This is a genomic window from Giesbergeria giesbergeri (assembly GCF_054779375.1).
The window spans coordinates 54,220-68,774 of the sequence record NZ_BAAGYJ010000005.1 but is presented as its reverse complement, the minus strand read 5'-3'; the positions used below and the strand labels follow the sequence as shown (position 1 = coordinate 68,774).

Here is a 14,555-nt window from a genome sequence, read left to right as displayed (position 1 = left end):
GTTTCCTGCCCGCATTCCCCAGCTCTCCAGCAACACCCCGGCGGCGCTGCCCACGCCTGCTGCACGCAAGGCGGGTGTTGCCATGCCATTGGCCACCCCTGTGGGGGTGGGCATGGACTCAGCGGCAGTACGCACCCGAATGGTGCAAAGATTGGCGGCTGCTGGCATTACCTCGGCGCAAGTCTTGCAAGCCATGGGCGCTGTGGAGCGCCACCGCTTTGTAGACAGTGCGTTGGTCAACCAAGCTTATGAAGACACCAGCTTGCCTATCGGACTGGGCCAGACCATCTCCAAGCCCAGCATTGTGGCCCGAATGGCAGAATTGTTGCTGGGGGCAGAAATTGCCAAAACGGGGGGGGGCTTAGGCAGGGTGCTGGAAATCGGTACGGGCTGTGGCTACCAAGCCGCCGTACTCAGTCGCTTGGCCCGTGAGGTCTATTCTATGGAGCGTTTGCGTGGGCTGCATGAGCGCGCACGTATCAATTTGCGCCCCTTGCAACTGATGAATGTGCATCTGATGCTGGGCGATGGCATGTTGGGCTATCCCAAAGGGGCACCTTATGCAGGCATCATTGCTGCTGCAGGTGGTGAGACCCTGCCCCCTGGCTGGTGCGAGCAACTGGCTGTGGGTGGCCGTTTAGTTGCCCCAACCGTGGTGTCGGGTGGCAAGCAGGTGCTGTTGGTGATCGACAAGACAGCCCAAGGCCTGAAGCAAAGCGTCTTGGAGTCGGTACATTTTGTCCCTCTAAAATCGGGGATTGCCTAAAGGGATTGATTTATATGTTGGTATCGCGTGGCCTGAAAGTCTGGGGTTCTATGGTGCTGGTCGGGCTGGTGCTCTCTGGCTGTGGCACGCGGCTCAGCAAGGCACCCGTCGAAGACCGCGGAACCTCGGCGGGGATGACTGTCAGTCAACCCGGTGCGGTGGTGGTTGCCGATAAGCCTTTGCCTGGCGCAGAAAACGCAGGCAAACAGGGGTACTACACCGTCAAACCCGGTGACACCCTGATCCGCATTGGTTTGGAAACGGGCCAAAGTTGGAAAGATTTGGCCCGTTGGAACAATTTAGAGAACGCCAACCTGATTGAGGTTGGACAGGTGTTGCGCGTTGTGCCGCCAGTTGCCCCTGAAACAGCGGGCACCAGCGTGGTGAGCCGCCCTGTGGTTACAACGGTGGTGGCCCCTGCTGCTGCCGCCACCACCAAGCCCCCTGCCGCCACACCGTCTGCCAGTAAGCCGGCCCCTGCGGCATCTGGTGGCGACGATGATGTAGGCTTCATCTGGCCTGCCAGTGGCCCTTTGCTGGCCGGTTTTGATGAGGCGCGCAACAAAGGCTACGACATCGGTGGCAAAGCAGGCGATCCTGTGCTGGCCGCTGCCGATGGTCGCGTCGTATATTCAGGGGCCGGTTTGCGCGGTTATGGCAATCTGATCATCCTCAAACACAACAACACCTTCCTGACGGCCTATGCCCACAACCAAACTCTGCTGGTCAAGGAAGACCAGTCGGTGCGCAAAGGCCAAAAAATTGCTGAAATGGGCAACACGGATGCTGACCGTGTCAAACTGCACTTTGAAATCCGGCGCCAAGGCAAGCCTGTAGACCCCTCACGCTATCTGCCATCCCGTTGAGCAGGCCAGAGTTTTCTACATGACACCAATACTGTCCTTGCCTCCAGAGGCAGGGGTGCTGGGCGCATCTGGTGATGGCCCCGACCTTGATCTGGACGCCGAAGTTACCTCTGAAGTTGAGCTGCGTACGTTGTCTATGGGACTGGCACAGCATGGTCAGCGTCTTGACCGTGCCTTGGCCGATACCGTTCCCGAATTTTCCCGCAGCTACCTGCAACAACTGTTGGAGCAGGGGGCCGTGCGGCTCAATGGGCAGATTGCCAGCAAAGCATCCCAGCGTATCAAGGCGGGTGATCTGGTTGTGCTGGAAATGCGTGCCACGTTGCAAAGCCAGGCCTTTCGTCCCGAGCCAATGGCGTTGGACGTTGTGTACGAAGATGCCGATTTGCTGGTGTTGCACAAACCAGCAGGGCTGGTGGTGCATCCCGCGCCCGGCAACTGGACAGGCACTTTGCTCAATGGTTTGCTGGCCCGTGATACCCAAGCCAGCCTGTTGCCACGCGCGGGCATTGTCCACCGGCTGGATAAAGATACCAGCGGGTTGATGGTGGTGGCCCGCAACCGCCGCACCATGGATGCACTGGTGCAAATGATTGCGGCCCGTCAGGTCAGCCGTCAATATTTGGCACTGGCCCACCGGCCTTGGCAGGGCGCCGTGCAGCGCAGCGTCAATGCCCCCATAGGCCGTGATCCACGCAACCGATTGCGCATGGCCGTGGTTGATTTGGCTGCCCATGCAGGCAAAACAGCAAAAACCGATGTGCAATTGTTGGCCCACGGTGATGTGGGCTGTTTGGTGCAATGCACCTTGCACACTGGACGCACCCACCAGATCCGTGTTCACATGGCCCATATTGGGCACCCGTTGGTGGCCGACACTTTGTATGGCGGCAGCGAAGTAGCGGGCATGCAGCGCCAAGCTTTGCATGCTTTCCGTCTGGCCTTTACCCATCCCATCACAGCACAAGCATTGGATTTGCGTGCGCCACTGCCTGCTGACATGCAACAAGCCCTCTTGTTGTGGGGGCTGGGCTACAATCCCCCCTAACACCTGCTGATGTTTCTTCCAAAGAGGCTGGTTGCTGTTTGAGGCCCACTGCGCCTGTTGTCTGTTTTTCTGCCTGTACGGCGCAAGCCTGTTCATTCTCGTCTAATAGCCCGTGTGTGATATGGGGCCACCTTTTTTGAGCCACTGAACCGATGAATACGGTGGACGCCAAACGAATTATCGAAACGGTGCTGCTGTGTACCACACAGCCCATGCCGTTGCGTGAGTTGCGGGCGCTGTTTGATGGTGCCTTAGGGGCTGACACCCTCAAGTCTTTGTTGCTGGAATTGCAGCAGGACTGGCAACTGCGGGGCATGGAACTGGTACAGGTGGCATCAGGCTGGCGTTTTCAGAGCAAACCGCAGATGCGGGAGTTTCTCGACCGCCTACAGCCCGAGAAGCCCAGCCGCTATTCTCGTGCTACCTTAGAAACTTTGGCTATCATTGCTTATCGCCAGCCCGTAACGCGTGGTGATATCGAGGATATCCGCGGTGTGACGGTCAACAGTCTGATCATCAAGCAATTGGAAGATCGTGGCTGGGTAGAAACTATCGGCCACCGTGAATCGGTGGGCCGTCCGGCACTGTTGGCTACCACCCGCCAGTTTCTGGATGATCTGGGGCTACAGTCCTTGAGCCAGTTGCCGGTTCTGGAGGGTTCGCTTGAACCATCCGGTTCCTTGCCAGTTTTGCAAACCTTGGAGTCCCTGCAGGACGATGGTTTGCCCACGACGACGCCTGCATCGCCGCAAGTCCAGAGGCCATAAGGCATAAGGGCGCCATTCTTTTTTGTCCCTATCGGGCAATGCTTTGGCATTGCGCAAAATATCCATGAATCCAGAGCTTCTCTCCGGCGATTCCGCTCAGCCTGCCGAGCCGCCCCACCGCCCCCAAGGCAGTGCCAAACGTCCTGCCGCCAAAAATCGTCCTTCCCGCTCGCGCCCAAGCAACAATGGGGCCGCAAAGGAGTCTGGTGCGCGCACGGCCCTGCCCCAAAAGCGCCCCACAGCAGCGTCTTCTGCAGCGCCCAAGGTAAGTGGATACGATTTTGCTGACGTGGTGTCTGGTCAGTTCGATGCCGACGAAACCAGCGCCGAGGCATTGCCGCCTAAACGGGTGTTGTTGCCACAGGTAGAGACACCCAAATTGCACAAGGTGTTGGCCCAGGCCGGAATGGGTTCGCGTCTAGAGATGGAGCAGTTGATCTTGGAGGGGCGCATCTCTGTCAACAACGAACCTGCCCATATCGGACAACGGGTGCAGTACGGAGATGTGGTCAAGCTCAATGGCAAGCCCATTCGTTTCCGCATTGATCCACCACCACCACGGGTGATTGCCTACCATAAGCCAGTGGGCGAGGTCGTGACCCAAGACGACCCACAAAACCGCCCAACGGTGTTTCGTAAATTGCCACGCCTGATGCAGGGCAAGTGGCAGTCGGTGGGCCGTCTGGATTTAAATACCGAGGGCTTATTGCTGTTCACCAGCTCCGGCGAGTTGGCTAACCAGTTGATGCACCCGCGTTTTGGCTTGGAGCGCGAATATGCCGTACGGGTGTTGGGGGCTTTGAGTAAAGAGGAGCGGCAACGCTTGCTCGATGGCGTGCAGCTGGATGATGGCATGGCCTCCTTTGGCTCCATTGAAGAAGGCGGGGGAGAAGGCTCCAACTGCTGGTACCGCGTCACCATCTCTGAAGGTCGCAACCGTGAAGTGCGCCGCATGTTTGAAGCCGTGGGCCATGCTGTCAGCCGTCTGATCCGTATTCGTTATGGGGCGATGGTGCTGCCACGCGGTCTCAAGCGTGGTGCTTGGTTGGAGCTGGATGAGCGTGATATCAATGCGCTGTTGCAAGCTACGGGCCTGAACACACTGGCCCAGAAGGCCCAACCCGGTTCTGCTCCTATGCGCCGTGGCCCCACACCCACCACACGCGGCACCAATGTACGTACTGGCACAGCGGCACCATTGCCCCGAGGTGCCGTGGAAAAGCGCAGCAACACCCGCCAGACAGGCACAACCGCCCAGCAGCCCGATCCCATGAAAACTTCGGTCGGCTACATCGGCACCGACAGCCTGTCTCGTTACCGCCAAGAGCAGCGCCGCAACAGCCGTGGCACGGGCGGGCGAGGCCGCCGGTAAGCGTGGGCGTCAACACAGCGAGTTAGAATCAAAAGCTTTGTCTCTGTTTCATCAGAGGCAGCCCTTTTATCCACCTTTGTTTCATCAGGAAATCTTATGGCTATCGAGCGCACTCTCTCCATCATCAAGCCCGACGCAGTTGCTAAGAACGTCATCGGTCAAATCTACGCCCGTTTTGAAGCCGCTGGCCTCAAGGTGGTTGCTGCCCGTATGGCCCACCTGTCGCGCCTCGAAGCCGAACAGTTCTACGCTGTGCACAAAGAGCGTCCCTTCTTCAAGGATCTGGTCGATTTCATGATCTCCGGCCCCGTGATGATTCAAGCTCTGGAAGGCGAAAACGCTATCTTGAAAAACCGCGAACTGATGGGCGCAACCGACCCCAAGAAGGCAGACGCTGGCACCATCCGTGCTGACTTTGCCGACAGCATCGATGCCAACGCTGTGCATGGCTCTGACGCCCCCGAAACAGCCGCTGTAGAAATCGCTTTCTTCTTCGCTGGCCTGAACGTTTACTCGCGCTGAGATGGCGTACCCCATGCCGGGCTTGGCACCGCACACCCTCGGGATGCAGCGTCAGCCCATGAATGGGGGCAACAAGCACGAAAGCGTTTTTGCAAAGACATGAGCACCAATCTGCTGGATTTTGATCTTGAAGGCCTGACCGCTTTTTGTGAGCGGCTGGGTGAGAAGCGTTTTCGAGCTACCCAATTGTTCCGCTGGATTCACCAGCGGGGTGCCAGCGATTTCAGCCAAATGAGTGATTTGGCTAAGTCGCTGCGCGAAAAGTTGGCCACCTGCGCGCATATCAGCACCTTGCCAGTGGTTAGCGAGCACCAATCTGCGGACGGCACTGTCAAATGGCTGTTTGATGTGGGTGCCGGTAATGCAGTTGAAACCGTCTTTATCCCCGAAGATGACCGGGGCACCCTGTGTGTTTCTTCACAGGCGGGTTGCGCTGTGGGCTGCCGCTTTTGCTCTACCGGACACCAAGGTTTTAGCCGCAACCTGAGCACTGCAGAAATATTGGCCCAGCTCTGGTTTGCCGAGCACACCCTGCGCGCTCGCCTTGGCGTCTCAGAACGGGTGATTTCCAATGTGGTGATGATGGGCATGGGCGAGCCTTTACAGAACTATAGCGCCTTGTTGCCTGCTTTGCGTGCCATGCTGGACGACCACGGCTATGGGCTGTCGCGCCGCCGCCTGACGGTGTCCACCTCTGGCATCGTGCCCATGATAGATCGACTGGCAGTGGATTGCCCCGTGGCCTTGGCTGTCTCCCTGCATGCGCCCAACGACACTTTGCGCGACCACCTGGTGCCGCTCAACCGCAAATATCCCCTTGATGAGTTGATGCAAGCCTGTGTGCGTTATCTGGCCCATGCGCCGCGCGATTTCATTACCTTTGAATACTGTATGCTGGATGGCGTCAATGACCAGCCAGAACACGCCCAGCAACTGATCCGGCTTGTGCGCTCTTATGCCAATGGCAAGGCTTGGTGCAAGTTCAACCTTATCCCTTTCAATCCCTTTCCTGCTTCAGGTTTGCACCGTTCTGCACAGCCACAGGTATTGGCGTTTGCCAAATTGCTCAATGATGCGGGCATTGTGACCACCGTGCGCAAAACACGTGGCGACGATATTGATGCCGCCTGCGGACAACTGGCAGGTGAAGTGCAAGATCGTACCCGTGCTACCGAACGCATGGCGCAGCGGCGTACTATTGTGCTGACACCCATCGCCTCCGGGCAGGAGAAGCACTGAAATGCCCCCAGGTCTGACCAAGAAAGGCCGTTATTGGGCAGGAATCGGGATATTGCTTTGGTGTCTCGGTGGCCTGTCTGGCTGCGCTACTGGGCATCCTCCGGTGGCAAACAGTGACGTTTTGTCGCCCTCTGAGGAGGGTGAAGCACGTCGCCGGGCCCGTATTCGTTTGGAGTTGGCTGCCAATTATTTCGAGGCGGGTCAAACCTCGGTAGCTCTGGACGAAGTTAAACAAGCATTGGTCACCGACCCTGGTTATGCCGACGCTTACAACCTGCTCGGTCTGATTTACATGCGGCTCAATGAGTATGCACAGGCCGACACCAGCTTCCAGCGGGCGCTGGATTTGCGTCCCACCGACCCGAATCTTCTGCACAACCGGGCATGGTTGCTCTGTTCACAAAAAAAATATCCGCAGGCCAACGACATCTTTATGCAGGTGTTGGCCCATCCTACCTATGCTGCCCGTAGCAAGACCTTGATGGCGCAGGGGCTTTGCCATGCCAGGGCGGGTGACGAGGTGGCCGCCGAGCAGGCCTTGATGCGCTCCTATGAACTCGATGCAGGCAACCCAGTGGTGGCCTACCACCTGTCCAGTTTGCTTTTGCGGCGCAATGAGTTGGTGCGGGCCCAGTTTTACATCCGTCGTTTGAACAATAGCGAAATGTCGAATGCCGAAACACTGTGGTTGGGTATCAAGGTAGAGCGGGCCTTGCGTAATGTGGTGGCCATGCAACAATTGGCAGACCAGTTGCGCAAACGGTTCCCAGACTCCTCCGAACTCGCCTTGTACGATAAGGGGCGCTTTGATGAGTGAGTTGTCAAGCGCCCCCACTGAGGCCACAGTGCCATTTGCAGCACCGCCTTCGGTATCCCCCGGTAGTTTGTTGCGCCAAGCGCGTCAAGCCCAAGGACTGCATGTCGAGACGCTGGCCGCCTCGCTCAAAGTGCCTGTGGCTAAATTAGAGGCGCTGGAGGCAGATAACTTTGCTGTGTTTCCAGATGCCAATTTCGTTCGTGCATTTGCAGCCAGCGTCTGTAGAACGCTCAAAATAGACGCCGCAGAAGTTTTGGCAGCCATGCCTCCAGGTGCCTTGCCTCGGTTGGCACATAACAGTGAAGGTATCAATACCCGTTTGCGTGACGAGCGCAGCCGCTCACTGTTTACCGTGCTGGGGGGTAAGTCGATCACGCTGGCTATTTTTGCTCTGCTGCTGGGTGCTTTGCTGGTGTTTTTCCTGCCCCAGCGTTCAGAAACTGAGCCAGAAATACCCGAAGAAGAGCTATCTGCCCCAGCGCCTGCGCCTGCTGCTAGGCTGGACGCAGAAAAAACCGATCACATCCCCACCCCACCACCCACTGTGCCAACAACGCCCAGCGTGGTTGTGGCACCGCCCACCACCACTCCCACACTGGCACTAAGTCAGCCCCAGCCTGCCACCCCGCAGCAGCTTCCTCTGTCGCCCTCTCCTGCCACAGTGGCAGCATCTTCTTCCCCACAGACAGCCCCTGCTGTCTCTGCTGAGGGTGTCTTGGTGTTGAGCGCCCGTGCATCCTCTTGGATTCATGTCCGCGATGCCAAAGGTGCAACGGTATTGCAGCGCACGCTGGCCAGTGGCGAGAGTGTGACCGTCACCCATTCACCTCCCCTGTGGGTGACCGTGGGCCGGGCCGATATGACCGATGTTTATGTGCGTGGTGCGCGTTTTGAAATTGCCGCACTGTCTCGGGAAAATGTCGCCAAATTTGAGGTGAAGTAATGCAAACTCCCCAAGACACCACAGAAGCCATTGCCGTGGCAGCCCCCCTAGCCCGCCGCAGCCGCCAAGCCAAGGTGGTGTGGGGGACGCGTGAGGTGCGTATCGGTGGCGATGCCCCCGTGTGCATCCAGTCCATGACCAACACCGACACTGTCGATGCCATTGCCACAGCCATTCAGGTCAAAGAGTTGGCACAGGCAGGCTCTGAGCTTGTGCGTATCACGGTCAATACCCCTGAAGCTGCCGCAGCGGTGCCGTATGTGCGCGAGCAGCTCGACCGCATGGGTATTGACGTGCCGTTGGTGGGTGATTTCCACTACAACGGCCATACCCTGCTCACGGACTACCCAGCCTGTGCGCAGGCTTTATCCAAATACCGTATCAACCCCGGTAATGTGGGCAAGGGGGAGAAGCGCGACCGCCAGTTTGGTCAGATGATCGAGGCCGCCATGCGTTGGCAAAAGCCGGTGCGTATCGGTGTCAATTGGGGCAGCTTAGACCAAGAACTGCTGGCTCGGTTGATGGACGATAACGCCCTGCGTGCCACCCCCCGTGATGCCAAGCAAATCATGTACGAGGCACTCATTACCTCGGCCATTCAATCGGCTCAGTGGGCTGAAGCCATGGGCCTGCCCGGTGAGCAAATCATCTTGTCGTGTAAAGTCAGTGGCGTACAAGATCTGATCTCGGTTTACCGGGAGTTGGCCCGCCGTTGCAACTATCCCTTGCATCTGGGCCTGACCGAGGCTGGCATGGGCACCAAAGGCACGGTAGCCTCTGCGGCGGCGCTGTCGGTGTTATTGCAAGAAGGCATTGGCGACACCATTCGTGTCTCTCTCACCCCTCAGCCCGGCGAGTCGCGTACCCAAGAGGTGGTGGTGGCGTCTGAGATTTTGCAGGCCTTGGGTTTGCGCACGTTCAACCCCAGCGTCACGGCATGCCCCGGTTGTGGCCGTACCACCAGTACTACGTTTCAAGAGTTAGCCAAGCAAATTGACGACTACCTGCGTCAGCAAATGCCCACTTGGCGCACCCAATACCCAGGGGTCGAAACCCTCAAGGTGGCGGTAATGGGTTGCATCGTTAATGGCCCTGGTGAAAGCAAACACGCCGATATTGGTATCAGCCTGCCCGGTACTGGCGAAGCGCCTGCGGCCCCAGTGTTTATTGATGGCAAAAAAGTGACCACTCTGCGCGGTGGCCAGATCATTGCCGAATTTCACCAAATCGTGGACAACTATGTGGCGCAGCGGTTCGGTGCCTAATGTGGTGGATTCTGGTTTTTATGGATGAGGGATGCGTGTGAGTACCGAGAACAACAAGACTGTGACCAAAGCTGGAAAAATCAAAGCCATCAAGGGCATGAATGACATCTTGCCACCCCATTCTGCACAATGGGAGTGGCTAGAAGACAAGGTGCGCCAACTGATGGCGCGCTTTGCCTACCAAAATATCCGCACCCCCATCCTAGAGAACACTGGCCTTTTTATCCGGGGCTTGGGCGAAGTCACAGATATCGTCGAAAAAGAGATGTACTCTTTTGAAGACCGCCTCAATGGTGAGCAGCTCACCTTGCGCCCTGAAAGCACTGCTGGCGTGGTGCGGGCGGTGGTCGAGCACTCGATGCTGTATGAAGGTGGCAAGCGCCTGTACTACATGGGGCCGATGTTCCGCCACGAGCGGCCTCAGCGGGGACGCTATCGACAGTTTCATCAGATGGGTGCGGAGGCCTTGGGGTTTCCGGGTGCCGAAGTGGATGCTGAATTGATCCTGCTGGCCGATGCACTCTGGAAAGAACTGGGCTTGACCAACGTTCGCCTAGAACTCAACAGCCTAGGTCAGCCTGAAGAACGCAAGGCCCACCGTGCCGCGCTCATTACCTATTTCGAGGCCCATGCCGATCAGCTCGATGAAGATGCCAGCCGGCGTTTACATAGCAACCCCCTGCGCATTCTCGACACCAAAAACCCAGCCATGAAGGCGTTGGTTGAAGCCGCGCCACGCCTGCTTGATTTTTTGGGTGAAGCCTCGTTGGCCCATTTGCACACGGTGCAATCTATTCTCACTGCCGCTGGCGTGGCTTGGCAGATCAACCCGCGTTTGGTGCGGGGCATGGACTATTACAACCTGACGGTGTTTGAGTTCATCACCGAGCAGCTGGGCTCCCAAGGTACCATTTGTGGTGGTGGCCGCTACGATGGTTTGATTGAACAAATTGGTGGCAAGCCCGCTCCAGCGGTGGGTTGGGCTTTGGGGGTTGAGCGGGTGCTGGAACTGCTCAAGGAGCAAGGAGCCGCGCCACAGCCTGTGGCCCCTGATGCCTACGCTATTTTGCCCAGTGCTGCCGTATTGCCAGCTGCATTCGCGTTATTGCAGCAATTGCGCGCACTGGGAACTTCAGTACAAATGCACAGTCCCACCCAGCCTGGTGAGGGGATGGGCAGCATGAAATCGCAATTTAAGAAGGCCGATGCCAGTGGCGCCCGGTATGCCTTGATCTTTGGCGAAGATGAGGTCTCTCGTGGCCATGTGATCGTCAAGGCTCTGCGCGATGGTCAAGGCCAACAGCAGGAATACGCCATTGCCCATGTCCATGAGTGGGCAGCCGTCTTTAAATCCACCCATTAAATCGGGGTTCACTTTATGGCCAATCATCTCGATCTTGAAGAACAAGAGCAAATAGACCAGCTCAAGCACTTCTGGAACACTTGGGGTACCCTGATCAGTTCGGCACTGTTGCTTATTTTTGGATCGATAGCCATCTGGAATGGCTATCAATTCTGGCAAAACCGACAGTCCATGCAGGCCGCGGCTTTGCTGGAAGAATTGAGCACGTCTGTCTTGGCCAAAAATGAGTCGAGGGTGGGGCAAGCCTTCAATGACATCCGTGAAAAATATGCCAGCACCCATCAGGCGGTGCAGGCGGGTTTGTTGGCTTCCAAAGCAGCCCAAGAAAAACCAGGGCCAGTCAAACCTGAGGACGCGCTTTCGTGGGTGGCACAAAGCGGTGCTGATGAAGGATACAAATCAATTGCACGTCTGCGCCTCGCCAGCTTGTTGATGGAAAAAGGCGCTTATGATGAAGCGTTGCAGCAACTGGCCGTAGCTTTTCCACCAGAGTTTGAAGCCATTGTGGCAGACCGCAAAGGTGATATTCAAATGCTGCAACAAAAGCCGACCGATGCCGTTCAGCAGTATCTGCTGGCCCACGAGAAATCTGGTGCTAATCCAGAGTACAGGCGGCTAGTGGAGTTCAAGCTCAATGCGTTGGGTGTCAATCCGTCGGGTTCTTCGGCAGCGTCTGCTGGTAAGGGGGTAGCAGGGTGAAAACAGATCCAAACCTGAAGCCTCTACGGCATTCACCCCGTTGGTTGGGGGTGGTACTGGCCAGTTTGATGCTTGGCGCTTGCTCTTTTCTGGGCTCTAGCCCAGAGAACAAGCCCAAGGATATAGAAGTCCATGCGCCGCTCTTGAACATACAGCAAACATGGACGGCCAAAGTGGGCACAGCCTTCAAGGCACAGATGTCCATGCAAGCCAAGGCCCATGTGCTCACAGTAGCTTCCTCTGATGGGGAAGTGACCGCTATCGACGCCAACACAGGCCATGCGTTGTGGAAAGCCTCTTTGCAAGAGGCACTCACCGCCGGAGCAGGGGTAGACGGTGACGTGGTGGCTGTGGTGTCAGCCAATAACGAACTGGTTTTGTTGGTAGCTGGTCAGGAAAAATGGCGTCAACGCTTGACGGCACCCGTCTTTACCGCCCCATTGGTGGCTGGGGGGCGCGTGTTCCTGCTCAGCACAGACAGGAGCATCATGGCATTTGATGCCAATGCGGGCCATCGGCTGTGGACGCAAACGCCTTCTACCACCAACGAGAGTCTGGTGCTGCAACAAGCCGGTGTCTTGACCGCCATGAACAATACCTTGCTGGTAGGGGTTTATGGCAGATTGGCCGGTATTCAGCCAGACACGGGCAGTGTGTTGTGGGAGTCTCCCTTGTCGATTCCCAGAGGCACCAATGAGATTGAGCGTCTGGTGGACTTGGTGGGGCCAGTCAGCAAAACCAATGGTGTGTTATGTGCAAGGTCTTTTCAATCGGTAGTGGCCTGTGTCAATGCCGGCAACGGTAAAATGCTGTGGACGCAAAAGTCCCACGGTATTCATGGCGTTGATGGAGATCAGCAAGCCGTTTATGGCGTGGAAAGCAATGGTATGGTGGTAGCTTGGAACCGCAGCAATGGTTCGCAGCTATGGTCTACAGACCAGTTGAAGTATCGCAAGCTGTCTCCACCTTTGCTGTTGGGGCGCTCGGTGATTGTTGGTGACAGCACGGGGAACTTGTATTTCCTGTCCAAAACTGACGGAAGCCTGCTCAACCGTGTAAAAACCGACGATTCCGGTATTTTGGCGCAACCCATGATTGCCGGAAACACCTTGGTGGTCACAACGGCCGCAGGAAAAATATACGGCTTTCGTCCAGAATAAATAAAATTATCAATGAAACCAGTCATCGCTTTGGTAGGTCGTCCCAACGTGGGGAAATCTACCCTCTTCAACCGCATGACAAAGTCTCGGGATGCGATCGTCGCAGACTTTGCTGGTTTAACGCGTGACCGCCATTACGGAAGTGGGAAGCAGGGCAAGCACGAGTATATTGTGATCGATACCGGTGGTTTTGAGCCTGACGCCTCCTCTGGTATCTATCGCGAAATGGCCCGTCAGACACAACAAGCGGTCGCAGAGGCCGATGTGGTGGTGTTTGTGGTCGATGCCCGTGCGGGTCTTTCTGGTCAAGACCACGATATTGCACAATATTTGCGGCGTTTGGGTAAGCAATGCGTCCTGGTAGCCAATAAGGCCGAAGGGATGCGTGAGGGGATGCAGCTCTCAGAGTTTTATGAGCTGGGGTTGGGTGAGGTTCATGCCATTTCTGCGGCACATGGGCAGGGCATCCGCGGATTGATTGAGCTGGCACTCAACGACTTGGGATTGGACGACACGGATGATGTGGGTGCAGAGCCTGATGCCAGCATCAAATTGGCCGTGGCGGGGCGCCCCAATGTTGGCAAATCTACCTTGATCAATGCTTGGCTGGGTGAGGAACGCTTGGTGGCATTTGATATGCCAGGTACCACCAGAGATGCCATTTCGGTGCCCTTTGAGCGCGATGGTCAAAAATTTGAATTGGTCGATACGGCAGGGTTGCGTCGTAAAGGCCGGGTATTTGAAGCCATTGAAAAGTTTTCTGTCGTCAAGACCTTGCAGGCCATTGATTCTGCCAATGTGGTGTTGCTCTTGCTTGATGCCACCCAAGGCATTACAGACCAAGATGCCCATATTGCTGGATACATTCTAGAAAGTGGCCGTGCTGTTGTGGTTGCGGTGAACAAATGGGATGCTGTGGACGAGTACCAACGTCAGTTGGTCGAGCGCGCCATAGAAAGCAAGTTGGGGTTTCTCAAGTTTGCTGCCTTGCATTTTATTTCTGCGGCCAAGAGGCAAGGATTGGCCGCCTTGTGGCCCGCTATTTTGCAGGCCCATCAGGCTGCTGTCTGCAAGATGCCTACGCCCGTATTGACACGTTTGTTACTAGAGGCGGTGCAGTTTCAGAGTCCCAAACGCTCGGGCATGTTCCGTCCTAAGCTTCGTTATGCCCATCAGGGGGGCATGAATCCACCCGTGATTGTGATCCACGGTAATTCTTTGGAGCATGTCACAGAGGCTTACAAAAGATTTTTGGAAGGGCGCTTCCGCAAAGAGTTCAACTTGGTTGGCACCCCGTTGCGCATAGAGATGAAAACCTCTAAAAACCCTTATGCCAATCAGGATGATTAATCATCGTCTTGGTTGTTAATGCTGAGTTTTGGTGCCTGAAAATAAAATTCATTGCCGATAGTTGCTTCAATCCTTTTTACCATCTACTTCTATTTTTAACACGGAGAATATCGTGAGCAACAAAGGTCAAATTCTGCAAGATCCATTTCTGAACGCCCTGCGGCGTGAGCATGTGCCGGTTTCCATTTATTTGGTCAATGGTATTAAGTTGCAAGGTCAGATCGAGTCTTTTGATCAGTATGTGGTGCTTTTGCGTAACACAGTCACGCAAATGGTTTACAAACATGCTATATCTACCATAGTCCCAGGGCGTGCGGTGAATTTTTCAATTGCTGAAAATACAGATCCTGAAAATTCCTAAGCATTAGCCGTAGACTT

General features: G+C 56.2%; 15 protein-coding genes. All 15 read left to right on the top strand.

Going from position 1 to position 14,555, the window contains the following annotated elements; translation table 11 throughout:
* Positions 1 to 82 precede the first annotated feature (82 nt).
* The 15 genes from ACYVB2_RS10170 (at position 83) to hfq (ending at position 14,538) form a co-directional block, all read left to right on the top strand.
* Positions 83 to 766 (top strand): protein-L-isoaspartate(D-aspartate) O-methyltransferase, encoded by a 684-nt coding sequence (locus ACYVB2_RS10170; protein WP_382432505.1) that lies wholly within the window; start codon positions 83 to 85, stop codon positions 764 to 766.
* Between the two features lie 14 nt (positions 767 to 780).
* Entirely contained in the window at positions 781 to 1,632 is an 852-nt protein-coding gene (locus ACYVB2_RS10165) for a peptidoglycan DD-metalloendopeptidase family protein (protein ID WP_460536439.1), read from the top strand.
* A gap of 19 nt (positions 1,633 to 1,651) precedes the next feature.
* Positions 1,652 to 2,680, top strand: a complete 1,029-nt coding sequence (locus ACYVB2_RS10160; protein ID WP_382432266.1) for an RluA family pseudouridine synthase — start codon at positions 1,652 to 1,654, stop codon at positions 2,678 to 2,680.
* A gap of 152 nt (positions 2,681 to 2,832) precedes the next feature.
* A complete protein-coding gene (scpB, locus tag ACYVB2_RS10155) occupies positions 2,833 to 3,447 on the top strand; it encodes an SMC-Scp complex subunit ScpB (RefSeq protein WP_382432264.1) in 615 nt (204 codons plus the stop codon).
* Positions 3,448 to 3,511: 64 nt separating this feature from the next.
* Positions 3,512 to 4,819 carry a pseudouridine synthase gene (locus tag ACYVB2_RS10150; RefSeq protein ID WP_382432262.1) on the top strand — a complete coding sequence of 436 codons (1,308 nt, stop codon included), beginning with the start codon at positions 3,512 to 3,514 and terminating at the stop codon, positions 4,817 to 4,819.
* A gap of 96 nt (positions 4,820 to 4,915) precedes the next feature.
* Positions 4,916 to 5,341 carry a nucleoside-diphosphate kinase gene (ndk, locus tag ACYVB2_RS10145; protein ID WP_382432260.1) on the top strand — a complete coding sequence of 142 codons (426 nt, stop codon included), beginning with the start codon at positions 4,916 to 4,918 and terminating at the stop codon, positions 5,339 to 5,341.
* A gap of 99 nt (positions 5,342 to 5,440) precedes the next feature.
* Positions 5,441 to 6,580, top strand: coding sequence for a dual-specificity RNA methyltransferase RlmN (gene rlmN, locus ACYVB2_RS10140; RefSeq protein ID WP_382432258.1), 1,140 nt, complete (start codon positions 5,441 to 5,443; stop codon positions 6,578 to 6,580).
* A 1-nt stretch (position 6,581) separates the two neighbouring features.
* Positions 6,582 to 7,397 carry a type IV pilus biogenesis/stability protein PilW gene (gene pilW, locus ACYVB2_RS10135; RefSeq protein ID WP_382432256.1) on the top strand — a complete coding sequence of 272 codons (816 nt, stop codon included), beginning with the start codon at positions 6,582 to 6,584 and terminating at the stop codon, positions 7,395 to 7,397.
* Complete coding sequence (locus ACYVB2_RS10130) at positions 7,390 to 8,340, top strand: helix-turn-helix domain-containing protein (RefSeq protein ID WP_382432254.1); 951 nt, start codon at positions 7,390 to 7,392, stop codon at positions 8,338 to 8,340. Before pilW ends, ACYVB2_RS10130 begins: the two co-directional genes overlap by 8 nt.
* Positions 8,340 to 9,605, top strand: coding sequence for a flavodoxin-dependent (E)-4-hydroxy-3-methylbut-2-enyl-diphosphate synthase (ispG, locus tag ACYVB2_RS10125; protein WP_382432252.1), 1,266 nt, complete (start codon positions 8,340 to 8,342; stop codon positions 9,603 to 9,605). The genes ACYVB2_RS10130 and ispG overlap by 1 nt, the downstream gene beginning before the upstream one ends.
* Before the next feature lie 97 nt (positions 9,606 to 9,702).
* Entirely contained in the window at positions 9,703 to 10,968 is a 1,266-nt protein-coding gene (gene hisS / locus ACYVB2_RS10120) for a histidine--tRNA ligase (RefSeq protein ID WP_382432504.1), read from the top strand.
* Between the two features lie 15 nt (positions 10,969 to 10,983).
* Positions 10,984 to 11,667, top strand: a complete 684-nt coding sequence (locus ACYVB2_RS10115) for a YfgM family protein (RefSeq protein WP_382432250.1) — start codon at positions 10,984 to 10,986, stop codon at positions 11,665 to 11,667.
* On the top strand, positions 11,664 to 12,827 hold the full coding sequence (bamB, locus tag ACYVB2_RS10110; RefSeq protein WP_382432248.1) for an outer membrane protein assembly factor BamB: 1,164 nt from the start codon (positions 11,664 to 11,666) through the stop codon (positions 12,825 to 12,827). Before ACYVB2_RS10115 ends, bamB begins: the two co-directional genes overlap by 4 nt.
* Before the next feature lie 12 nt (positions 12,828 to 12,839).
* Positions 12,840 to 14,177, top strand: coding sequence for a ribosome biogenesis GTPase Der (gene der / locus ACYVB2_RS10105; protein WP_382432246.1), 1,338 nt, complete (start codon positions 12,840 to 12,842; stop codon positions 14,175 to 14,177).
* 112 nt (positions 14,178 to 14,289) lie between these two features.
* A complete protein-coding gene (hfq, locus tag ACYVB2_RS10100; RefSeq protein WP_382432243.1) occupies positions 14,290 to 14,538 on the top strand; it encodes an RNA chaperone Hfq in 249 nt (82 codons plus the stop codon).
* The last annotated feature ends 17 nt before the right edge of the window (positions 14,539 to 14,555 follow it).